This window comes from Microbulbifer sp. MKSA007 (genome assembly GCA_032615215.1).
Taxonomy (GTDB): domain Bacteria; phylum Pseudomonadota; class Gammaproteobacteria; order Pseudomonadales; family Cellvibrionaceae; genus Microbulbifer.
In genome coordinates, this window is record CP128433.1 from 901,090 (window position 1) to 923,452 (window position 22,363).

Consider the following 22,363-nt stretch of genomic DNA (forward strand, 5'->3'; position numbering starts at 1 on the left):
GGCTAATGGTAAGTCATACTGCCGACGGGAGGTATCCCCTGTGATAGTGGGTACATTGGTACGATAGATTAGGGGTTGTTGGGAGAGAGGTAGAATTGGTTGGGGGGAAACCTGGCCGCGTGGGCGGCCAGGTGAGGGTACCGGTTTACCAGACAGTTACCCGTTCCTCTTCAGGCAGGTACATACCGTCGCCTTCCTTAATATCGAATGCTTCGTAGAAGGCATCGATATTTGGCAGTACGCCTTTCACACGATACTCAGCGGGAGAGTGGCTATCTACCTTCAAACGTCCACTGAGGGCTTTATCGCGCATCTTGCTGCGCCACACCTGAGCCCAGCCCATAAAGACCCTCTGATCGCCAGTAAAGCCGTCAATAACAGGTGCCTCTTCTCCATCTAGAGACATTTTATAAGCTTTATAGGCAATTCCCAGGCCTGACAAATCGCCGATATTCTCGCCCAGGGTCAGCTCGCCGTTGATGTGCTCACCCTCAAGCGGCTCGTAGGTGTTGTACTGGGATACGAGCTTGCTGGTCAGCTGTTCAAAATTGTCACGATCGGAGTCGGTCCACCAGTTGTTGAGATAGCCGCGCCCATCAAATTTACTGCCTTTATCATCGAACCCGTGTCCAATCTCGTGGCCGATTACACCGCCGATACCACCGTAGTTGACTGCATCATCCGCATTCATATTAAAGAATGGTGGTTGCAGAATCGCTGCAGGGAATACGATTTCATTCATGGCTGGGTTGTAGTAAGCATTCACCGTCTGTGGGCTCATGCCCCACTCATCACGATCAATTGGCTTACCCAGCTTATTGCGATCGTAAGAGGACTCAAACAAGTTGGCTGCCAGAACGTTGCCAATCAGGTCATCGGATTTAACCGTCAAGTTACTATAGTCACGCCACTTGTCTGGGTAGCCGATTTTTGTGGAAAAATTGCTTAGCTTAAACAGAGCCTGCTTTTTGGTGTCTTCGCCCATCCACTCGAGGGACTCAATGGATTCCCGGTAAGCGGCTTTCAGATTGTCCACAAGTACAATCATTCGCTCTTTGGCTTCCGGTGGGAAGTGCTTTTCTACGTAACGCTTACCGACCAGCTCGCCAACAGAACCATTAACGAATTCCACTCCGCGCTTCCAACGGGGCTCCATCTGCTCGATACCGTGAACGGTGGTGCCATAGAAGTCAAAGCGCAATTGTGCGATTTCGTCATGCATGTAGGGCGCCGCTGCATTGAGTACTTTGACCTTCAGATAGCGCTTCCAGGTTGCCAGTTCAGTATTGGCAATAATCTTATTGGCCGCTTCCAGGTACTCAGGCTGGCCGACAATAAAATTATCTGCTTTTTTCAATTGGGCTTTGGCCAGGTAGCTGTCCCAATCTACAACGGGCATTAGCTCTTTAAGTTCAGCAACAGTTTTCTTGTTGTAATACTTTTCCGGGTCCCGGTTATCAACGCGGCTGCGATGGTGTTTTGCCAAACTTTTCTCGAGTTTGAAGATTTTGTTGGCAAAGTCGTCAGCCTCTTTAAGTCCCGCGAGGTCTTGCAGGTCAGTGAGGTAGGTTATATAAGCTTCGCGGAGCTTTTTACTCTTCTCAGTGTCTTCGAAGTAGTAGTCGCGATCAGGGAGTCCTAGGCCTGCCTGCCACAGGAAGGTCATGTAGTTTTCTACTTGTTTCAGGTCCTGCCAGATGCTGCCACCAAATGGTACATCGTAGCCGACGGTGTCCGCATAGGCGAAGAAATCGGTAAGACCCTTGCGGCTCTTAATTGCATCAACTTTGGCGAGTTCGCCGGAAATAGCGGAGAGCCCTTTTTTCTCGATCAGCTTTTTATCCATAAAGCTGTTGTAGAGATCTCCGATTTGCTTGGCATCGGCGCTCTTAGCTCCTTGGCTGGCTTCCATAATCAGAGCTTTGACTTGCTCGGTACTTTGATCTCTCAGAATAGAGAAACCACCCCAGCGGGACTTGTCCGCAGGGATTTCAGTATTCTTCAGCCAAGTGCCGTTTACATAAGCAAAGAAGTCGTCTTGAGGCCGTACACTGGTATCCATGGCATTTAGGTCAATACCTGAGGAGAGCTTTACCTGATCAATGGTAGCTTTACTGTTAGTGTGGTCATGAGCGACTGCGAAGAGGGGAGCCTGGACTCCGATCAGGGTACCAGCGATAGCGAGTGGTAATAGTAATTTTTTCATCTTTGCTCTTTTGGCTGAATGTCCGTAGAGCATACTAAAAGCAGGGGGAGCCTGGGCAAGGGGCTGCGCCTAGCGGGGGATAGGGGGTGTTGAAGTGAGTTGAACTCTCCAAGCCCTGTTGAGCAGAGCTTGGAGTTTAGGTGTCTTATTAGTCTGGTAAGCGGAATGTGATAGGAATTGAAAAACTGTAGCTATCAGCACCTAACTGCATAGGTACACCAGGGTAAGGCTCCGCTCGGCGAACGGCAGCTTGGGCTTCTCGGTTGAGACTGGAGAAACGGGACTCCTGGATCGGCTGGATGTCTATCAACTGTCCCTGGGAGCCGATCGTCACATTTAAGCGAACACTACCTTCTTGGCCCCGCTCTTGGGCCCGTTTAGGGTAGCGAATGTAGCGGAAGGTGTGGCGCAGTAAGCTGGAGTGGTAGATCTGACGTGCCAGAATCATATCAGCCGTTAGGGGAGCCTCCTCTTCCATCATATCTTCGACATCTGCAGCCAGCACCGGGCCATCCTCGGGGGGGACTGTAATCAGCTCAATCTCATCCTCAGCTTGTGCTGGAAGGGCCCCTTCCGGTTGTGGTCCCTGTTCACTGTCCCCTTGAATACTATCGGCCTCAGTTACAACCGTTGCTGCGGGAGCGGTTGCGGCTAGGGCCAGAGTTGGAGGCGGAAGATCAGCGATTTCAATAGCTGGTTTAGGCTTAGTGGCTTCGGTTGGCGCCCCTTCGGCGGCAATGGCCTCTTCCTGGCTTATTTGCTTGAGTTGTAATTCGGCAATTCTCTCGCTTGTTGGGGCCAGGGACTCGAATGTAGTTACCAGGCTACCTGACACTTGGCCGGCGGAAAGCAGCCCATCTTTAAAGTCAGTAGAGGGAGGGACAGAACCAATCCAGGCTCGTAGCAAGGTATTGAAGAAGTCGGGGTCAGCAATCTCTCCAAGTCGAATACTGTTAAGGGAGATTGTTGTCGAGCCGGTATCGGCGGCGAACTCGATACTCAATTGATCACCGTGAGCAAAGCGCCCCTTAAACAGATTGGCAAAGGTCACCATGTTTTCTGCCTGACTGCTGAGCGTATCTCCACGGTTGTTAATCGCAATGGCTTCCATCCATTGATTGCGGAGTCGCCGTGCCGGCAGACTTTTGGTGATAACACGAACCTCCAAGCGCCGAGGAATATTGTTATCGAGTAGTGTGCTGGAATCCCGGGTTAGATTTTCCGAGTATATTGCAGCGATATAAATGTCTTTATTAAATTGTTTTTCTAGTGCAAGACCGTTTAAAAGTGGTGCAGCTTTCGCAGTGAGAGCAAATGTAAACACCCAAAAAGAGAGGACAATTTTTATCGATTTCATTGTTCTACGGTGTCTCAGTAGCAGGAGTAAAATGTTCCGCTAAGTAAGAATTCAGGGGCCCCAACCCCAATGCACACAAGTCAGATTAAAAAGTGCGCGCCCAAAGCTTGTGAGAGTACAATGTACTACTCACTACATCTAACTCTACTGTAACTGGAACGGAGTTCAAGCCTGATAAGGTCAGACTGTCCTCATTCGCCCAAGATAAAGGGTTGGTAAGGAAACGATTGTCACACTTAGAAACAGGTGTGCTAGGTCGATATCGTTTAGAATGGCACTTTGCAGAGTGGCTTAGGCCACTCTTTTCAGGAAAATGGAATAGTTTTCACTAAATTTGAATTGTGCATGGAAATTAAACCTCTTAGCGAGTATCCACGGGATGCTGTGGATCGTCTTCTCAATGTCATCCATCTATTTCGGGATATTCGTGCCTCGAGTGAGTGGCAATACGATGTATTGCTAAAGCGCTCCCGGTTGGTCAGCCTTCAGTCGGGTGAACAGCTGCTGCGTGCAGGGGATGTGGATCAATGGGTCTACTTCTTGTTACGCGGTGAGTTACATGTGAAGGTGAACAGTCCCGCAGCTGAGGAGGCTCCGGGAAATGAACGTCCTTTGGCGGTAATACGTCCAGGTGAGTTATTTGGTGATTTGTCGATGCTATTGGCGGAGCCCCGCAGTGCCGATGTATTTGCCGCGAATAATAGCCAGGATACTCAGGTTCTGGGCGTTGATTGTACGCTGTTTGGTGACCTGGAAGACTTATCACTTTTACAGTTGCCAGCAAAACTGGTTTTCTATCGCAATATGGTGCATTCATTGCGTTGGAAACTGGAGGTCTATAGGTCCAAGTATCCGGGGCATCAGTTGGCGAATAGCCATAGAAAGCTGAAACTTTATACGGGACCAAAAAATAGCCGGGAAGAGTTAATTGCCTTAGCGGAACAGGCTAAAGCTTTGGCTCAAATTCTGCTCGACTGGAATGCGGAGTTTGGTTCTGGTGAGCTGGTTGATGATGAATCCGACATGCTTGGATTTCTGGAATCTATGCTGTCGTAGAGATATCCCGTTCAAACCAAGGGCGAGAGAATTATTTCCTCGCTCCTGACTGCTCTCCCTCCTCTTTGTACTTATTTTTATTGGCACATGTGTACACCTTTCTTAAGGGGGGACTATCTGCTGATTTCAGTCTAAATTTGTAGATCACTCGGATATTTCATTTGCCCGACATTAACCACGTATTTATTGACAGAATTCGAGTGGGACACAGCGGAGCTTTTTATATGTCGCTGTGATTGTGTAAAAATCGCTTCGCTTCAGTTGTTATCGCAGATCCCTTCGATTGGATTTAAGACCCCTTTTACGATGGCGCATCATTGCCCAGCAGGTTTAGTAAGTTATGAATGTATTGGTATCAATCTGGTCAAGGCGCAATTACCGGATGGCAATTATTGTTTCGGTGATCGCTATTTTATGGCTGCTGAGTGGGCAGTTATTCTCCGATGCAGAGGATGAGCAGTCAGAACCTAAAGAGGTAACTGCCAAGAAGCCAGAGCCTGAATTGCGAATTCAAGCCCAAATCATTGAGTCCAGCCCATACGCCACTCAGATACTAGTGAATGGACGCACTGAGGCTAACCGGCATGTACGTTTGCGCGCTGAACTGGATGGCATTATTGCTGCACTTCCAGTTTCGGAAGGGCAGACAGTTAGACAAGGGGATGTCATTTGCGAAATCGAGGCTGAAGATCGTATCGAGCAACTGGCATTAGCTGAAGCGGCAAAACGCAAAGCAGAAATAGACTTTGCCGGTGCTGAGAAACTTAAGAAAAAAGGATTGCAGTCGGATACAACAATGGCCCAGCAGCAAGTTGAGCTTGCCCGAAGTAAGGCGGAGTACACACGTGCCAAAGTGACGGTAGAGAAACTGAAAATTCGTGCACCATTTGCTGGAGTAGTGAATAGCCGAGCGGTGGAGCTGGGAGATTTTATTCGCCGGGGAGAGGAATGCGCGACCATTCTTGACTTGGATCCCATCTTAATTGTTGGCGAAGTTTCAGAGGATCAAGTGGGGAGCCTTGTTGAGGGCGGGCCGGCCAGAGCCCAATTACAAAGAGGGCTGCTAGTAGACGGATACCTCCGTTATATCAGTCAACAGGCGCAGGAAATTACTCGGGCTTACCGAGTGGAGGTAGCAGTAGATAATCCAGGTAATCAACTTCCCGGAGGCTTGAGTGGTCAGCTGGTCCTCCCGACCGGTGAAATTACGGCCCACCATATTAATGCTTCTCTACTCACGCTGGATGATAGCGGTGAATTGGGGGTACGGACTCTCAATGATAAAAACCAAGTGCAATTTATCAATGTTTCACTGGTTGGGGATGGTGATGGCGGCGTCTGGGTTTCTGGGCTGCCCGACACAGTCACTCTGATTACTGTGGGACAAGAATATGTCACTACGGGAGATTTGGTTCGTGCGGAAATACTGAAAACTGGGGTGGAGTTTTCCCGGGAGAACGAAGCGAAGAAAGCTCCCGCAGTAGATTCCGCAGATTCCGCAGAGGTGACTCCGGTATCCGAAACTTCAGTGATTCCCGAGGGGGATTCGCGATGAAGCTGTTGGAAAGCGCTATTCAAAGAAATCGCAGCACAATATGTCTGATGCTGCTGATTGTTTTAATTGGCATAGTTGCTCGCGCAGCGATGACAATTGAATCAAGCCCTGAGGTGAACCCCCCATTTGTAATTGTACAGGTCACTCATGAGGGAATTTCCCCAGAGGATGGTGTACGCCTGTTGGTCCGCCCTCTGGAGAAGGAAATTCGTGCGGTGGAAGGGGTTGTCGAGGTGATTGCTGTCGCCCGGGAATCCCTTGCATATATCGTGATTGAATTTGACTCTGCCATTGGTGTAGATGATGCCGTCGATGATATTCGCAATGCTGTAGAGCGGGCCAGGGCTGAGCTGCCCCGGGATGCCGACGAGCCTACCGTGGAGGAAGTATCCGCTCAACCTTTCCCCACCATCGTCGTTACCCTATCCGGCGAGCAAGTGAATGAACGGGTTTTACTGCGCTCGGCTGAATTGCTTAAGCGGAAGATAGAGAGTATCCCTGAGGTGCTAGGTGCAGATCTCCATGGTAATAGGGAGGAGGTCGTTGAGGCAGTGATTGATCCGGTGCGACTGGAGCACTATCAAATCACCAGTGCGGAGTTAATCAACGCGGTATTGGGGAACAATCTGTTAATTCCTGCAGGGGAGCTGGAAACCAATCGGGGCCGTTTTTCAGTGAAAGTCCCAGGGTTGATTGAGACCGCTCAGGATGTTTATGAAATTCCGCTCAAGAAGTCACGCGATGGAGTTGTGACCTTGGGTGCTGTTACAGATATTCGCAGAACCTTCAAGGATGCCGTGAGCTACACCAGTATCAATGGCCGTCCGGGGCTCGCTATTAATGTTGAAAAGCGCAACGATGCCAGCTCTGTCGATGTTGCGGATCGAGTCCGGGAAGTGGTTCAGGCTGAATTTGGTGTTTTGCCGCAGGGAATTACGGTTGAGTTTGTTTTTGACCAATCTGATTTTGCACGGGATATGGTCAGTGAGATGCAGGGAAACATCCTGACCGCGATGCTATTGGTAATGATTATTGTCGTTGCCGCGCTCGGCTTTCGCTCGGGAATTCTGGTGGGGCTGGGAGTGCCCTTCTCTTTGCTGTTTGGTTCCATCATCACCTGGTATCTGGGTTATTCGTTTAACTTTATGGTGATGTTCGGAATGTTGCTGGCCCTCGGTATGTTAATTGATGGCTCCATTGTGATCACCGAGTTTGCCGATCGGAAAATGGCTGAAGGCTTGTCAGCAAGGGAGTCCTATATTGCATCAGTCAGTCGGATGTTCTGGCCGGTAGTTGCCTCAACGGCGACTACCCTTGCAGCATTTTTGCCTATTATGCTGTGGCCTGGAGTGGTGGGAGACTTCATGCGTTACCTGCCCGTTACAGTATTTGCAGTATTGGCGGGGTCACTCTTGTACGCCCTGTTTTTTGCTCCTGTGCTGGGTTCACTGTTTGGCAAAAGCGCAATGGATGCCTCTACTCGTAACTACCTGAGTCAGTTAGAGGATGGCTTACCTCGAGCCCTGCCTGGAATTACCGGCTGGTATGCGCGTATTCTTGAGAAGGTTCTACAGCGCCCATTGGGTGGGTTCTTAACCACTATTGCCATTCTGGTTGCCATCTTTATTGGCTTTGTCAATTTTGGTGCGGGTGTTGAATTTTTCACGGATACAGAAGAGCAATACGGCAATGTAGAAATTAGGGCCCAGGGCAATTTGTCCATGGAGGAGAAAAAAGCCCTGGTGGTGCAAGTGGAAAGAGCCGTGCTTAGTGTGCCTGAGGTCCGAATAGCTCACACTACTATTGGTTCTGGCGGAATTTCTGGAAATTCTGATCGTTCCCCAGATCAAATCGCCAATATGTTAGTGGAGCTTTATCCCGCAGAGGAACGCGAGCGGCGGAGCCGCGACATTTTTGCCGATATCCGTTCCCGCACCTCAGATTTTGCCGGAATTAAAGTAACCGCAAATGTAATGGAGGGAGGACCGCCGGTAGGCAAGGATATTGTTCTGGAGTTGCGCAGTCAGAACTATGAGCAGCTACTGCTGGAAACCTGGCGACTACACCGTGCAATGGAGGAAATTGGCGGGTTGCGAGATATTGTAAACACCGCGCCACTACCTGGCATCGAGTGGGAAGTGAAAGTCGATCGAGCCAAGGCTGCCCTATATGGTGCCGATCTAACTGAAGTTGGCAGGGCGGTGCAGTTGGTTACCAATGGCGTCCGGGTTGCAGAATATCGACCCGATGATACGGATGAAGAAGTAGATATACGTATCAGGTACCCCAGAAGTGCCAGAGGCATAGCCGCGCTCGATCAGCTAAAAGTTAATACCGTGCAGGGTACCGTTCCGATTAGCAGCTTCGTACATACGGAAGCCATGCCCAAGGTCGATAAGATTGAGCGAATCGACGGAATTACTCGCATGCAAATTAAGGCTGATGCGCAAGAGGGGATTCTGCCGGATGACAAAGTGAAGGAAATAAGGAAGTGGTTGCAGAGTAATCCGGTGGATAACCGGGTTGAGCTGCTATTCCGTGGGGCGGACGAGGAGCAGAATGAGTCTTTTCAATTCCTCGGCATAGCCTTCCTCCTGGCTCTGTTTTTAATGTTTATCCTGTTAGTAACACAGTTCAACAGCTTCTATCAGTCTTTATTAGTACTTTCATCTGTGATTATGTCCACTTTGGGGGTGATGTTTGGTCTGCTAATAACACAAAGCACCTTCAGTGTGATTATGACTGGAGTGGGGATTGTGGCGCTGGCTGGAATCGTGGTGAACAATAATATTGTACTGATAGATACCTATAATTTCGTGCGTAAGAATGAGCCGAGCCTGACACCAACGGAAGCAGCAGTAAAGGCATCGACACAGAGGCTGAGACCGGTCTTTTTGACAACGGCAACAACTATCCTCGGGTTGTTGCCCCTGGCGCTAGGCGTCAGTGTGGATATGGTCGGACGCAATATTGTTGTCGATGGAGTGATAGCCTCTTTTTGGGTGAAGCTAGCCAGTGCAATTGTTTACGGGCTTACCTTTTCCACTTTGCTGACGTTATTGGTTACACCCATTATGTTAGTACTACCGGGCCGCTCCAAGAAGAGGGGTAATCCAGAGGGGGTTATTGAGTCGGTAACGAGTTAGTGACGGCTATATAAGTACTGTAATCATACTTAGTGATCACAAAATTCGGGGGCTTAGGCCCCCGTTTTTATAGCAGGGAATTTATGAATAAGGCTAAATGGCCGAATGAAGTTTTAGAGCGTAGTGGACAGCTTAAGGAGAGTTTATCGGGGCCTTTTAAGGAGTTGTTGCGTGAGCACCAATTACCATGCGATTTCCTCCAGGTACTCGAACAACTTTTTCTTCCCCTCGGAGTTTGGGTACTGACTCGCCATAAGCGCAGCAATCCATTATTAATTGGGGTTAGCGGGGGGCAGGGTACCGGCAAGTCGACCCTGGCGGATGTGTGGCAATGTATTTACCAGGCGATGGGCTATCGCTGCTGTGTTTTGTCTCTGGATGATATCTATTTAACGCTGGAACAGCGCCGCAAGCTGGCTACACAGGTACACCCTTTACTCGAAACTCGTGGTGTGCCGGGAACCCATGATATCGGCTTGGGAATTAGCATGCTCAAGGCCCTGTGTGCAGCCAATACTGATTCCGCTATAGCATTACCTAGGTTTGATAAAGGACGTGATGATCGGATCCCTGAGCACTTGTGGCCCGTATTCAAGGGGCAGGTTGATGTTGTTATCTTCGAAGGATGGTGCCTAGGGGCCAAGCCTTCAGAAGGGCATGAAGGACCGCTCAATGAACTGGAGTGCAGGGAAGATAGTACTGGCGAATGGCGAAATTATATTAATCAACAGTTGGAAGGTTCTTATCGAGATCTTTTTTCGCTTATCGATGTATGGGTGATGCTCAAAGCGCCGAGTATGGAATGTATCGTTGAGTGGCGTAAGTTACAGGAACATAAACTCAGGATTCGCTCCGGAATGGGGATGACAGATCAACAAATTGTTCAGTTTGTACAACACTACGAAAGAGTGACGCGGAGCTTACTAGAGGATATGCCGGGTTGGGCAGATTGTGTTATTGAGTTGGGGGAGGACCATCAGGTGAAGGGCTTGCGGATGCAGTAAGTTCTGTTTAAACCCTGGCGAGGCCAGGGTTTAAACTAACTGAATAAATCAGTTTTACTTAAGCGCTGGCTTACTTAGCCTTGGGCGGACGACCGCGACCGCGCTTTACAGGAGCAGCTTCAGTTGCTGCTGCGGCTGTGGCTTCTGCTTTTTTGGGGCGCCCTGGCTTTTTCTTAGCGGCTTCCGCTTTTGCTGGGCGACCGGGCTTCTTTTGTGCGGATTCTGCCTTAGGTGGGCGGCCACGACCGCGTTTTACAGGAGCAGCATCAGTTGCTGCGGCGGTTGCGGTCTCTGCTTTCTTGGGGCGGCCGGGCTTTTTCTTAGCGGCTTCAGTTTTAGCTGGGCGACCGGGCTTCTTTTTGGCTTCAGTGGCGTCTTTTTTGGGACGGCCAGGCTTTTTCTTAGCTTCTTCGGCCTTAGCGGGACGACCAGGCTTCTTCTTGGCTTCTTCAGTTTTAGCTGGGCGGCCGGGCTTTTTCTTAGCTGCGGTGGCTTTCTTCTTGTCAGCAGCAGCGGCTTTTTTAGCGGCAGCAGCAGTTTTCTTTGCTTCGGCAGCGGCTTTTTTCTTTTCAGCAGCAGCCAGTTTCTTAGCTACAGCAGCTTCTTCTTTAGCGACGATCTTAGCTACCTGAGAAGCCAGCTTGTTGGCGGCTTTGATTTCAGCCAGTGCATCTTTGGCTTCAGTTGCGGCAGTTTTGGCTTCAGTTGCAGCAGTTTTAGCTGCAGCGGCGGCTTCACGTGCTTTTTTCAGCTGTTGCTGTTGAGCAGCAGTCTTTTTCTTAGCTCTAACAGTCGCTACTTTATCTTGAGTAGTTTTTGCTTTAGCAGCAGCTTTCTTGGCACTGTTTGCCAATTTCTCGGCTTTGACAGTCAGGTCTTTTTCCTGCTTAAGGCGGGCAGTTTCCAGTTTAGCGGTAAGGGAGCGTAGCTCCGCTTCCATTTTTGCGACGTCGCTGGTAGCGACTTGAGCAGCTTTTTTAGTAGCCATTTAAATATCCCTGCAAAATGAATTGTTTTAGTAAGTGGGGGCATTCCTATCAATTATTCTCAGCCATCTTTAACGGAATTAGGCACCGTCCAAGATGCATGTTTTCGGCAGAAAACAATTGATAGTGAGTCCCCCCAAGCTAGCGGCGCTAATTGCAGCTTATTTGTATACCTAATTGCAAGTCCTTTAGATGGTTTTTTTCTATTTAATGTAAAAAAAATGGCTTTTTTTTACATATTTTTCAATTGGGGGCCGTTTGAACTGTGTTTTTGATCTTTTTGGGAACTTGAAAGCACTCATTACTGGTGATTCTTTAACTTCAATATTCCTTGTATCAGGTCAGTATCGGTGGCGTTAAATAGTTGAGTAATTTTGTAAGCTTTATGAACTTGTTGGTTTAGTTGTTTTGGCTTTTATAGTTGGATTTTGATGGTGGCAGATAGTTTCTGTTCATCAATTAACAGAGAGCCGGATTAACAAAACTTAACTGCGAGCTTTTGCCTGCGCCAATTAGCGGGCAACCTCCATAGCTGGTTGTGTAACCTTGCGTATTGAAGTGTGATATTCAAATTGCGGAAAGTTGCAAGTGTCAAGATGTCAGAGACAGTTTGAATCCTACTGCCGTACCCTGGCATTTAGTAAGGAATTAAAAACTGGGAGCGAACTTACACTCATGTACGGGATCTACTGCCCAGTATATAAGTTCCAACCGGTTGGGGTATTTGGGGTCTTGGCTGCCGGGATTTGACATTATTGCTGCGAGGTTTACTTTTACATAGCGGAAAGCAAACCAGTGATAAATCTAGTTATAACCATGTATTTAATGGGACGGAACTGTATTAGTTTGTGCTCTTCAGTTGAGGTCTTTTTAATTACCGAGAAAGCGAGCGCTTGGTCTCCAGTCATTTGTTTTGCTATCACGTGACATCCCTGCTAGCCATAAAAGGAGTAGAGGGCAGTTGTTCAGAGGCAAGTAATACCAGAAGCTATTTGAATGCAGTCCTGATTATCCGTGCGTTGATCAACAATCTTAATGATATTTTTATGGGCAATGCTTCTGCTTTGGAGTGGCTGCTCTTACCGAAGGCAACCTTATGAGTTTTGCAATGGGAGAGGGGGACAGGACTGACCCAGTAACAGAATATCTCTGTCACTGGGGTGATATGGAGTCAATCGCGTAGCTTTATAGTGGCCCGTAGGGCAAATAACGATTGTTGGAATTCTGGCGAATCCATAACAGTTGTTCTTTTGTTAATGGCGTCGAGCGTTGCTTGAGTACTTTGGCGAGGGGAATTACTGCAGACTCAGCGCCGGCGTCCCAGCCTGGCAGATTCATTTCTGCCAAGGTAAAGAAGCGGATCAGTTGCCATAGCTGGGCACTGTTCCAATGTTCGCTCTCTTCGATCCAGTGTTGGAAGGGAAGGCGAATAAGTGTAGAGGGTACTTTTTCAAACGCTCCTACTGATTCTGTAAAAGGTTTATCTGACTCTGCAATTTCGATAAGTCTGAGCAACTGCTCCCGGTTGAATTCTTCACTGGTTTCATTTTGTGGGCCACTTACCTGTGGCTCCCAGGCTCCTACGCTCATACTTACTCCTTATAAAGGTCCGGTTTCTTGCTGTTGCATTATAGCGAGGGGGGCTGTGTTCAGGGGGATCTTACTCTAGATAACAATGAATAAAGAGGTCTTTGAATTAATCCACATTACTTCTTCGAATCTAATGAATCGTTTTGTAGTAATTTTGGAAGTCTCTATAAAGGAGTTGGGTTGCGATAACAGGGACTAAACCTACGGGAAAATCAAATCTGTCGGTGCTTATTTGAGATACTATAGAAGAGACTCTTGATATTGAGGTTCAAATGGAATTTATTGCTAAAGCACTGCCGGCGACAAAGCGAGTGGCTCTGGTAGCCCATGACAACCGTAAAGATGCCATGATTCAGTGGTGTCTCAGACATCACAATCTGCTCAAACGACACCAGTTATTGGCTACGGGGACTACTGGTGGAAAAATTGAAGATGCGACGGGTTTAAGTGTCGAAAAGCTCTTAAGTGGCCCTCTGGGAGGTGATCAACAGCTCGGAGCGAGGATTAGCGAGGGGCAGGTGGACTTACTGATATTCTTCTGGGACCCCTTTGAGCCCATGCCCCATGACCCAGACGTCAAGGCACTACTGCGTATTGCTGCAGCGTGGAATATCCCAGTGGCTTGCAACCAGAGCAGTGCAGATATGGTGGTACAGTCACCATTGATGGACCAATCCTTCGAGCATGAGGTGCCTGACTATCACAGCTATCTAGCAGGACGTTAGTCGGAATTTTTGCTTAAAATTTGATCTTTTCTGTCGGCTCGATTCTGTAACTTATTGATTTTTAAAGTTTATTTATCTCTGTTATCGCTCGCACTTGCAATGCTTGCGAAATCGCGGCAATCTTGCCCACCAGATTAGACCGGTCAATCCGGCACCCCTGATATTTGAAAATTGCACGGTGTTTTATGAGTAGACGACGCGGAAAGGCCGTAGAAGAAGAAAAGGCAGATATCGACCTGACGCCCATGTTGGACGTTGTGTTTATCATGTTGATCTTCTTTATCGTGACTGCTTCATTTGTTAAAGAGAAGGCGCTGGATGTGAATGTGCCTGATCCGAATGAGACCAGCAATGCTGAGCCAGATCCTACCAAGCAGAATATTCTGTTGATGGTTAGCGCAAATGATGAAATCACCATGGCGGATGGCAGCCGTATTGACAGCCGTGCTGTACGGGCCCGTATCGCCCAGATGTATGCGGAGAACCCGCAGGCAATGGTGATTGTGCGTGCACACAACAAGTCTAGTGCGGATACTTACGTACAGATTGCGGATGCCGCGAAGGAAGTGAGCCTGGGTATTCAGGTCTCCCTGGTACCTTACGAGGACTAAGTTCCCGGTGAGTTACCCGCGCTTAAAAAGCCAGCATATTGCTGGCTTTTTTCATTTGTGAATTATGGTTTTGAACTGGTCACAAATTGGGGTGGTACTTAAGTACCCCCTCAAATGAAATCCGATATCAGAATTCTGAACGAATTGCCCAGAGGTCGGGGAAAACCGGTCTAAACAGGGTTCCCTGTAAATAACCTACTCCGCTCGATCCACCAGTCCCCATTTTCCTGCCAATTGTTCGCTCGACCATTTTTACATGTCTGTAACGCCACTGTTGTAACGAAGTATCGATGTCCACCAAAGCCTCACAGATTTCACTTACCAGTGGATCATTGCGATAGATATCGATCAGTATTTTCTGGACGGCTGAAGAAGGTTCCGCAACTTGGCTAAAATCCCTTTCAAGCTCATTAGCGGGTACCTTATGCCCTTCGTGAACCAAAAAGTTTAGGAAAGCATCCCAAAGGGTCGGCGCCTCAAGGCGCTTCATCAAGCGCTGGTAGTGCTCTGAGCCAGGGGTATAGTTTTCCAGTTTTTTCGGGTCCTTGGCTCCGTAAAGAAATTCCAACTCGCGAAACTGGTACGACTGAAAACCACTAGCCGTGGATAGTCGATCGCGGAAAGACATAAACTCCAGTGGGGTTAGGGTTTCCAGGATATCGACCTGTTGAATCAAAGTACGATAAATCGTGTCGACACGTTTAAGTGTATGCAATGCGCGATTGCGTTCACCTGCGTTGAATAGTCGCACCAGGAAATCCAGTTCATGCAACATTTGCTTGAACCAGAGCTCGTAGCTTTGATGAATAGTAATGAAAAGTAGTTCGTCGTGCTCGGGACCATCGGAAAGGGGTTTTTGGCACTGCAAAAGCTCGTCTACTTTTAGGTAAGAGCTATAAGTTATTGTCATAGTCAGCTGCTTCCTGAGTGTGTTTTGACCAGTTACAAAATAATGCTCTCTTTAGCCGGTGTGGATCAAAACAAAAATTACGGCAAAGTGATTTATATTGGACCCATTATAAAGCCCGGAGCTCTTTGAATGGAAAACCCAGCGCAAAACCTACGTGTCAATGGCTCTCGCCTTTGGGATAGCCTGATGGAAATTGCTGAGATAGGCGCGACCCCAGCGGGCGGGTGCAATCGACAAGCCCTGACAGATGAAGACCGTGAAGGGCGCGACCTTTTCGTGCGCTGGTGCCGAGATATAGGCTGTGAGGTCAGAGTGGACCAGATGGGCAACATTTTTGCCCGACGACCGGGAGCAGATAACAGCTTGCCTGCGGTAGTGACTGGTTCTCATTTGGATACCCAGCCCACGGGTGGCAAATTTGACGGTGTATATGGCGTACTTGCCGGCCTGGAAGTTCTGCGCACTCTAGAGGATCAAGGTATCAGGACCAAGGCCCCATTAGAGGTGGTTGTATGGACTAATGAAGAGGGTGCGCGCTTCTCTCCTGCAATGGTGGGCTCCGGGGTTTGGGCTGGCGAATTTAGCTTGGAGTATGGGCACAGCCGCGCGGATAAATCGGGCATCACCATCGGTGAAGAGTTGGAGCGGATCGGCTATCTCGGTACTGAGCCAGCTCAGCCGAGGGCTATTAAAGCTTCATTTGAAGCGCATATCGAGCAGGGCCCGATCCTCGAAAAACAGGATCAGGTAATTGGTGTTGTCACTGGTGTACAGGGTATTCGCTGGTATGACGTAACTTTTTACGGAACGCCTTGCCATGCGGGTCCAACTCCGATGGAGGACCGCCGTGATCCGGTCCAGGCAATGTCCATTCTGTGCGAGCGCATGTATCGTGAAGTCCGGGAGTATTCAGAAGATGCGCGTATGACCTGTGGGGATTTAAGGGCGGCGCCGGGCAGCCGAAATACAGTTCCTGAAGAGGTTGTGCTGGCACTGGACCTCCGTCACCCGTTACCTGAAGGGTTAAACCATCTGCATAAAGCCTTGTATAAGGCGGCTGAAAGAGTACAGGAAGAGACAGGTACCAGAGTCGATATTCGTGAAGAGTGGTACTCACCTCCCGTCGCCTTTGATAAGCATTGCATTGATTCGGTTAGCAGTGCTGTGCAGACCTTGGGATATAGCAATCGCAAGATGGTTTCAGGTGCTGGGCACGATTCCGTATATGTTTCCCGAGTCGCCCCTGTCTCTATGATCTTTGTGCCCTGTGAAGGAGGGCTGTCGCACAATGAAGCAGAATCGGCGGAGCCGGATCATCTTGAGGCGGGTTGTAATGTGTTGCTTCACGCAATGCTAAACAGTGCGGAGCAGGCTTAAGTAGCAGTAAAACAAGTGCTTCTGTCAACTCTCGGCGTTGCACTGTCTTTGTTTTGGCATAGTTGATAACAAGTTGGAATTTAGGCGAATGAGTAATTTTACTTTGAAGCACCGTCAGGATAACGGCGGTACGGCACCCCTGAGTGAGTGGGGGATGGATTCAGAATACGGTGTACTGAGAGATGTTCTAATTGGGCCTGTGGATAACTTCAGCTGGCGCACTGGTAATGCGAGTGCGCGACGTGCCGAGCGCCTCGGTATGAAGTTTGATCACAAGGTGGCGATGACACAGCATGGAGAGATGCTCGATGCTTACCGCCACGCAGGAGTGAATACGCACCTTATTCCAGCGGATAACACATTGCCCTACCAAATTTACGGTCGCGATTCCTCGGTAATGACCCCTTGGGGGCCTATCGTGACTCAGATGTTCAGCCCTTGGCGCCGTGGTGAGTGGGCGCCCATAGTGAAGAAATATGCAGAGCTGGATATCCCTATTTACGACATTATCACCGCAGGCTCTCTGGAGGGCGGTGATTTTATGGTGTTAGAGCCCGGCGTCATTCTGTGTGGCTACTCCGGCGAACGCACCAGCCCGCAGGGATTTGAGCAGATGAAAAGTTGGGTGGAAAAAGAGGGCTGGGAAGTTAAAGGCTACCAGTTCGATCCGTTCTTCCTGCATATTGATGTGATGGTAGCCATGCTTGCGGAAAAGCTGGCAGCAATTTGTGTTGATGCTGTTGAGCCGGAGCTGGTGCAGTGGTTTAAAAGCCGAAATATAGAGATTATCGATATTCCCTTCCCGCAAGTATTGGAACTTGGAGTGAATGTCGTTGCCCTGGGGAACGATCGAGTGATGCTACCTAAGGCCAATACCGGACTGGCGGAGAAGTGTCGCGCACATGGCCTGGAAGTTATCGACCCGGATATTTCAATGATTACTCCGGGGGGCGGTGGCGTTCATTGCATGTGCCAACCTCTGCGCCGGGATTCAGCCAATAAAGTTTGATTACTGTTGATGGTTATCTAGAGGGCCCGGTCACTGGTGACCGGGTTAATCCCGTCAACGAAAGTGGTTGATTAGGAACTCGAACCTCTGGGAGTAGCGGTTAATATGAATCTCCTAAATAGATGGCCTACAGCGGATTAAAAGTGGCTTCCGTTGGGGTTCCATAATTAGGCTACTGAGAGTAGCCCAATCTACTTCTTACCCCGGAGAACAATATGCAAAGCGAATGCGCTGAAATTCAGGCTCAGCTTAAGGACCGCATCCTCGAGATTACGATTAATCGACCCGGGCGCAAAAATGCCCTGACTATGGCCATGTATACCGCGATGGCAGGGTTATTGAATAGCGCAGCTACAAACCCGGATGTTCGCGTCGCGATTATTACCGGTGCTGAGGGTATATTCACCAGTGGTAACGACCTGACAGATTTCCTGGGCGGCTCTGCCGAAGGGGAGGAGTCTCCGGTTTTCCAGTTTATGAGTGCTCTCTACCACTTCCCCAAGCCGGTAGTTGCAGCCGTTAATGGCCCCGCAGTAGGTATTGGTACGACCATGCTGTTGCATTGCGACCTGTCTTTTGCTGGAGACGACGCCATGTTCCAGATGCCGTTTGTGGACCTGGGGCTGTGTCCAGAGTATGGCTCCAGCTACTTATTGCCCAGGATCGCCGGCCATGCCAAAGCTTCTGAACTATTACTGTTGAGCAAGCGTTTTAGTGCTCAGGAAGCCGTTGAGATTGGTATCTGTAATGCCGCAGTGGCGCCAGAACACGCCATAGTTCGAGCACGTGAAGCCGCAGCTGAGTTAGCGAGGAAAGCTCCGGCCGCCCTGCGTTTAACTAAGCAGCTTTTGCGCAGAGCAACTCAAGAGAAAGGGTTAGAGTTTATTCAAGACGAAGGCCGTTACTTTAAGGAACGCCTCGCCTCTGATGAGTTTAAAGAGGCTGCTATGGCCTTCATGGAGAAGAGACCAGCGGACTTCTCCAAGTTTGATTAAGTAAAAAAAGGCCGCACTATGCGGCCTTTTTTCTGATTTCATTTTTTAACGATCCCTATGTCCCCGGGAAAGATAGTTAACGGCTCTGTCGGGGTGGTCGGTAAAGAGACCGTCAATGCGCAGCTGATATACAGCGAAATGCAGGAAGTCCTCGAAGCTTTCAAATTCTTCGGGAATCTTGCCTGTATCGGCGCGGAAAGTGTAGGGGTGAACCTCTAGTTGTCTGCGGTGTGCCCGGCGGACAACACTGTTAGCTCTTGGTTGGCCATTTGTCACTTCCATTAACATAGGATACCAGGGGCCAATCCCATCTGCGTAGGTGGCGATTTTGCGCAAGCCCCCCTGTTGCAGCATCCAGTCATAATTGTACTTTTCAATTTCTCCATTCACTTCGACCAATTTTTCCCCCCAGTCGGTGGCGGCGATCAATTGAACTAATGATAGATCCATCCCCATGGAGGGCATCAGCTCAAATTTAACTCGCTGAAGCTCTTCTGCATCAAAGCACTGGAAGAAAACTTTGTGATCGCGATCGGTATAGCCGTATTTCTTGAGTGATTGCAAAGCTATAGAGGCAATATCTTTTCCTTCCCAGTGATGGAAGTAGGGTTTTTTAATCTCCGGGTAAATGCCAATATCGTAGCCCAGAGATCGGTTAAGCCCCTGAATTAATTCCAGTTCTTCCTCAAAGGTGGATAGCTTAAAGCTAGATTTCCATATTGGAAATCTCTCGGGGTATTTTGCTTGAAGTCCATCCTCACTATCTATGAAGGGCTCTGATACCTGAAGCTGTTTAAGTTCGCTCAGGGTAAAATCGATAGTGTAAAAGTGACCATCATCGCGAGCGCGCTGGGGAAAAACGTTGGCGACATTAGTTACACTATCTAGATAAATATCGTGCATTACGATCAAGTGATCATCTTTGCTGAGTACCAAATCTTGCTCGATATAGTCTGGACGCATACCGTAAGCCAGCGCTTTGGATTCGAGGGTGTGTTCAGGTAGGTAGGCTGAGGCACCTCTATGAGCTACCACAATAGTTTGTTTATTTCTCTGATCAAAGTTATCCGCGCAGGTTAGTGTTGCGGCTATAGAAAAGCCAATCAACACTACTGATAGAATGTTTTTTAACATCTGATAAAGGCCCGTGATGAATTGTGGGGCACTTTCTAGCAGAGAAATGTGACAGGGATATAACTGAATACGAGAGCCCTGCCGGGACGAGGCTTTCGCAGAGCTATTCAGCGCGGCTTCGTCTATCTGATAGGCATTATGAACCCTGGAGACTCTAATTTCTTCTCTCTTGAAGGTTGGCTTTGAAGGCTGCTCGATTTTCTTCTTGAAGATTTTTGAACTCTGCTAATTGTTGATCCGTCAGTACGGTGGACATTTCACTGAGCGTAGATTTTCTGATAGCGGCCATTTCTTTGCCTAACTGGCGCTTCTCACGAAAGCTCATCTTTTGGATAGCGCCAGAGGGACTTTCTATGTTAACGCCGTATTTTGCAAGCACTTGGCGGCGTTGTTCATTGGCTGATTCCAGGATTGGCTTTACTTTTTCTACCTGCTCATCAGAGAGGTTAAGCTTGGCTTTAGTTGCCTCTAAGCGCTCCGCAAGTTGTGCGGCATGGTCATTATCTGCCCAAGCTAGGGTATTTGCAGAAATGGTAATTATTGCAGCGATTACCAAACTGAATAATTTCTTCATTGTGACTTCCTCGTTAATGAGTAAATGCCGTTGCTGTGAGGAGTATGATAATGGCTAGATTGTAAGCCAGTGCCATCCAACGCAAGGAAGTGTAAATTCCCTATTCCCTCTCACATGGACTGAGATATTCCAGGATATCCACAGTCAGATACTTCTACTCAAGATAATTCTAGACAATTCTGGTTGGCTAGTGCGCCTAGGTAAGTCAATAGAAGATAAACCGATATCCAGTCAGCCCGGAAACCATGAATCGATAAGGGTTAATAGTCAGCAAGCAAAGATTGTCGCCTACAGAGGAACCGCTGGTTTAGGTATTAACAGGAAGTTAAGCATTCTAAAACGGCGCTATTTCAGCGCCGTCAAAATTTAATCAAGACTTGAGGCAGGTAAAATTGCGTTATTACAGTGCAACGCTTTGCTATGCCGCGATGATGCCTGCCAAAAGCGTCTTAATCCCCTTCACACAGTGGCTTCGTGAGACCATAGATAGTCGGCATAGATTTCCCGAAGGTCTTTTTTGCTGACTTTGCCTGTAGCCGTATGGGGGATTTCCTTGGCAATGACACAGTCATCGGGAATCCACCAGTTGGCAAAATGCCCTTTAAAGGATGCCAGAATCTCCTCAGTTTTTAGTGTTTTGCCTTCAGCGGGAACAATGATCAGGAGAGGCCGCTCAGCCCACTTTTCATGGGCAACCCCAATAACAGCGGCTTCGGCTACTCCCGCCTGTGTCATAGCAAAATTCTCCAGCTCAATAGAGGAAATCCACTCGCCGCCGGACTTGATAACATCCTTAGTGCGATCAGTGATTGTCAGGTAGCCGTCAGCATCGATCGTGGCAACGTCACCAGTATCAAACCAGCCGTCTTCGGTAAGTGCTGACTCTTTGGATTGGTAGTAGCGCTCACAGACCCAGGGACCACGCACTTGAAGGGCTCCAAAAGCCAGCCCGTCTTGTGCCAAGGTATTTCCCTCGGGGTCTACAATACGCATCTCGACCCCAAAGCCCGCTCGGCCCTGCTTGAGCCTGAGGGCCTGTGCTTCGTCTTTAGAGAGGTTCTCAGGTATGCGGGCATTGTAGGTTCCCAGTGGGCTCATTTCAGTCATGCCCCAGGCGTGATGGGTGTATACCCCATGCTTTTGCTCGAATTCCTCCATAATACTCCAGGGGCAAGCCGATCCACCCACGACTACTCGATTCAAGCTGGGTAGGGTCTCTTCACTTTCCCGCAGGTACTTGAGCAGGGCGAGCCAAACGGTTGGAACGCCGGCAGCGATAGTAACGGCTTCCTTTTGAATTAATTGACTGAGCGTTTCTCCACACCCCATTTGGGGGCCAGGTAACACGAGTTTTGCTCCAACAGCCGGTGCCGCATAGGGTATTGACCAGGCGTTGACGTGAAACATGGGAACAACAGGCAATATGGCTTCGTCCCTTCTAATCGCAAAGACATCTGGCATCAATACGCCGTAGGTATGCAGCATCAGAGAGCGATGGGAATAAAGCACCCCTTTGGGATTGCCTGTTGTGCCTGATGTATAACAGAGTGCTGCTGCACTCTCTTCCTCTAATTCAGGCCATTGAAACTCAGTGGGCTCTGCTGCAATCAATGTTTCATAGCAGTAAACATTGCTCAGGCTTGTGGCGGGCATATGTGCTTTATCAGTTAGCACAATGATGCCTTCAATCGAATCTAGATATTCTGCCAGAGATTCGATTAGGGGCATAAATAGTGGATCAATAAACAGCCATCGATCTGTGGCATGCTCAATAATGTAAGATATTTGCTCAGGGAAAAGCCGGGGGTTAATGGTATGGCAAACGAGCCCGCTGCAAGAAGTTGCGTAGTAGAGTTCAAAATGCCGGTGATCGTTCCAGGCAAGAGTACCAATTCGATCTCCATCATTGGCTCCAAGCTTTTGTAGTGCATTTGCCAATTGCGAGACTCGCTCAAAAGCTTGTTGATAGCTATAACGAAAATCGGGGTTATCCAAGGTAACTGAAACAATCTCACTATCCGGTGAGTTGCTTAGAGCATGCTTCATAATACCGGTGAGGATGAGCTGGGATTGCATCATCATGCCATTCATCACTTACTCCTTATTATTATCTTTTATTTTCAGATAG

General features: G+C 48.7%; 17 protein-coding genes. 9 read left to right on the forward strand and 8 right to left on the reverse strand.

Translation table 11 applies throughout. The annotated features are described in order from the left end of the window. Positions 1–145: 145 nt before the first annotated feature. A complete protein-coding gene (locus tag QT397_06795; GenBank protein ID WNZ57049.1) occupies positions 146–2,206 on the reverse strand; it encodes a M13-type metalloendopeptidase in 2,061 nt (686 codons plus the stop codon). A gap of 148 nt (positions 2,207–2,354) precedes the next feature. Then, positions 2,355–3,563 carry a TonB family protein gene (locus tag QT397_06800; protein ID WNZ57050.1) on the reverse strand — a complete coding sequence of 403 codons (1,209 nt, stop codon included), beginning with the start codon at positions 3,561–3,563 and terminating at the stop codon, positions 2,355–2,357. 345 nt (positions 3,564–3,908) lie between these two features. Between QT397_06800 and QT397_06805 the strand changes: the two genes are divergently transcribed. From QT397_06805 to QT397_06820, 4 genes are all read left to right on the forward strand, one after another. Further along, positions 3,909–4,619, forward strand: a complete 711-nt coding sequence (locus tag QT397_06805) for a cyclic nucleotide-binding domain-containing protein (GenBank protein ID WNZ57051.1) — start codon at positions 3,909–3,911, stop codon at positions 4,617–4,619. A gap of 382 nt (positions 4,620–5,001) precedes the next feature. Next, on the forward strand, positions 5,002–6,174 hold the full coding sequence (locus QT397_06810; protein WNZ57052.1) for an efflux RND transporter periplasmic adaptor subunit: 1,173 nt from the start codon (positions 5,002–5,004) through the stop codon (positions 6,172–6,174). Further along, positions 6,171–9,320 (forward strand): efflux RND transporter permease subunit, encoded by a 3,150-nt coding sequence (locus QT397_06815; protein ID WNZ57053.1) that lies wholly within the window; start codon positions 6,171–6,173, stop codon positions 9,318–9,320. The genes QT397_06810 and QT397_06815 overlap by 4 nt, the downstream gene beginning before the upstream one ends. 83 nt (positions 9,321–9,403) lie before the next feature. Then, a complete protein-coding gene (locus QT397_06820) occupies positions 9,404–10,324 on the forward strand; it encodes a phosphoribulokinase (protein ID WNZ57054.1) in 921 nt (306 codons plus the stop codon). Positions 10,325–10,394: 70 nt separating this feature from the next. Here QT397_06820 and QT397_06825 read toward each other — a convergent pair whose 3' ends face one another. Next, entirely contained in the window at positions 10,395–11,312 is a 918-nt protein-coding gene (locus QT397_06825; GenBank protein ID WNZ57055.1) for a hypothetical protein, read from the reverse strand. Positions 11,313–12,495: 1,183 nt separating this feature from the next. Continuing rightward, positions 12,496–12,900, reverse strand: coding sequence for a hypothetical protein (locus tag QT397_06830; protein WNZ57056.1), 405 nt, complete (start codon positions 12,898–12,900; stop codon positions 12,496–12,498). A gap of 272 nt (positions 12,901–13,172) precedes the next feature. Between QT397_06830 and QT397_06835 the strand changes: the two genes are divergently transcribed. Both QT397_06835 and QT397_06840 read left to right on the forward strand, forming a co-directional pair. Further along, positions 13,173–13,625, forward strand: coding sequence for a methylglyoxal synthase (locus tag QT397_06835; protein ID WNZ57057.1), 453 nt, complete (start codon positions 13,173–13,175; stop codon positions 13,623–13,625). A gap of 185 nt (positions 13,626–13,810) precedes the next feature. Next, positions 13,811–14,236: a biopolymer transporter ExbD gene (locus QT397_06840; protein WNZ57058.1), complete on the forward strand. Its 426-nt coding sequence runs from the start codon at positions 13,811–13,813 to the stop codon at positions 14,234–14,236. A gap of 127 nt (positions 14,237–14,363) precedes the next feature. Here the strand turns inward: QT397_06840 and QT397_06845 are convergent, their stop codons facing one another. After that, complete coding sequence (locus tag QT397_06845; GenBank protein ID WNZ57059.1) at positions 14,364–15,146, reverse strand: tryptophan 2,3-dioxygenase family protein; 783 nt, start codon at positions 15,144–15,146, stop codon at positions 14,364–14,366. A 129-nt stretch (positions 15,147–15,275) separates the two neighbouring features. Between QT397_06845 and QT397_06850 the strand changes: the two genes are divergently transcribed. The 3 genes from QT397_06850 (at position 15,276) to QT397_06860 (ending at position 18,527) form a co-directional block, all read left to right on the forward strand. Continuing rightward, positions 15,276–16,523, forward strand: coding sequence for a Zn-dependent hydrolase (locus tag QT397_06850; GenBank protein ID WNZ57060.1), 1,248 nt, complete (start codon positions 15,276–15,278; stop codon positions 16,521–16,523). 88 nt (positions 16,524–16,611) lie between these two features. Beyond that, the gene (locus tag QT397_06855; GenBank protein ID WNZ57061.1) at positions 16,612–17,532 is read left to right on the forward strand and encodes an arginine deiminase family protein; all 921 of its coding nucleotides are present in this window, start codon (positions 16,612–16,614) and stop codon (positions 17,530–17,532) included. Positions 17,533–17,747: 215 nt separating this feature from the next. Next, a complete protein-coding gene (locus QT397_06860; GenBank protein WNZ57062.1) occupies positions 17,748–18,527 on the forward strand; it encodes an enoyl-CoA hydratase in 780 nt (259 codons plus the stop codon). A gap of 45 nt (positions 18,528–18,572) precedes the next feature. On the opposite strand, the gene glpQ is transcribed toward QT397_06860, so the two are convergent. From glpQ to QT397_06875, 3 genes are all read right to left on the reverse strand, one after another. Continuing rightward, positions 18,573–19,661, reverse strand: coding sequence for a glycerophosphodiester phosphodiesterase (glpQ, locus tag QT397_06865; protein WNZ57063.1), 1,089 nt, complete (start codon positions 19,659–19,661; stop codon positions 18,573–18,575). A gap of 154 nt (positions 19,662–19,815) precedes the next feature. Further along, positions 19,816–20,235, reverse strand: a complete 420-nt coding sequence (locus tag QT397_06870) for a hypothetical protein (GenBank protein WNZ57064.1) — start codon at positions 20,233–20,235, stop codon at positions 19,816–19,818. Positions 20,236–20,694: 459 nt separating this feature from the next. Beyond that, positions 20,695–22,326, reverse strand: coding sequence for a long-chain fatty acid--CoA ligase (locus QT397_06875; GenBank protein WNZ57065.1), 1,632 nt, complete (start codon positions 22,324–22,326; stop codon positions 20,695–20,697). Positions 22,327–22,363: the final 37 nt, after the last annotated feature.

Excerpts from the sequence above, each read along its gene's own strand:
- QT397_06795 (WNZ57049.1), bottom strand. The coding sequence starts at position 2,206 with ATGAAAAAATTACTATTACCACTCGCTATCGCTGGTACCCTGATCGGA.
- QT397_06800 (WNZ57050.1), bottom strand. The coding sequence starts at position 3,563 with ATGAAATCGATAAAAATTGTCCTCTCTTTTTGGGTGTTTACATTTGCT.
- QT397_06805 (WNZ57051.1), top strand. The coding sequence starts at position 3,909 with ATGGAAATTAAACCTCTTAGCGAGTATCCACGGGATGCTGTGGATCGT.
- QT397_06810 (WNZ57052.1), top strand. The coding sequence starts at position 5,002 with ATGGCAATTATTGTTTCGGTGATCGCTATTTTATGGCTGCTGAGTGGG.
- QT397_06815 (WNZ57053.1), top strand. The coding sequence starts at position 6,171 with ATGAAGCTGTTGGAAAGCGCTATTCAAAGAAATCGCAGCACAATATGT.
- QT397_06820 (WNZ57054.1), top strand. The coding sequence starts at position 9,404 with ATGAATAAGGCTAAATGGCCGAATGAAGTTTTAGAGCGTAGTGGACAG.
- QT397_06825 (WNZ57055.1), bottom strand. The coding sequence starts at position 11,312 with ATGGCTACTAAAAAAGCTGCTCAAGTCGCTACCAGCGACGTCGCAAAA.
- QT397_06830 (WNZ57056.1), bottom strand. The coding sequence starts at position 12,900 with ATGAGCGTAGGAGCCTGGGAGCCACAGGTAAGTGGCCCACAAAATGAA.
- QT397_06835 (WNZ57057.1), top strand. The coding sequence starts at position 13,173 with ATGGAATTTATTGCTAAAGCACTGCCGGCGACAAAGCGAGTGGCTCTG.
- QT397_06840 (WNZ57058.1), top strand. The coding sequence starts at position 13,811 with ATGAGTAGACGACGCGGAAAGGCCGTAGAAGAAGAAAAGGCAGATATC.
- QT397_06845 (WNZ57059.1), bottom strand. The coding sequence starts at position 15,146 with ATGACAATAACTTATAGCTCTTACCTAAAAGTAGACGAGCTTTTGCAG.
- QT397_06850 (WNZ57060.1), top strand. The coding sequence starts at position 15,276 with ATGGAAAACCCAGCGCAAAACCTACGTGTCAATGGCTCTCGCCTTTGG.
- QT397_06855 (WNZ57061.1), top strand. The coding sequence starts at position 16,612 with ATGAGTAATTTTACTTTGAAGCACCGTCAGGATAACGGCGGTACGGCA.
- QT397_06860 (WNZ57062.1), top strand. The coding sequence starts at position 17,748 with ATGCAAAGCGAATGCGCTGAAATTCAGGCTCAGCTTAAGGACCGCATC.
- glpQ (WNZ57063.1), bottom strand. The coding sequence starts at position 19,661 with ATGTTAAAAAACATTCTATCAGTAGTGTTGATTGGCTTTTCTATAGCC.
- QT397_06870 (WNZ57064.1), bottom strand. The coding sequence starts at position 20,235 with ATGAAGAAATTATTCAGTTTGGTAATCGCTGCAATAATTACCATTTCT.
- QT397_06875 (WNZ57065.1), bottom strand. The coding sequence starts at position 22,326 with ATGAATGGCATGATGATGCAATCCCAGCTCATCCTCACCGGTATTATG.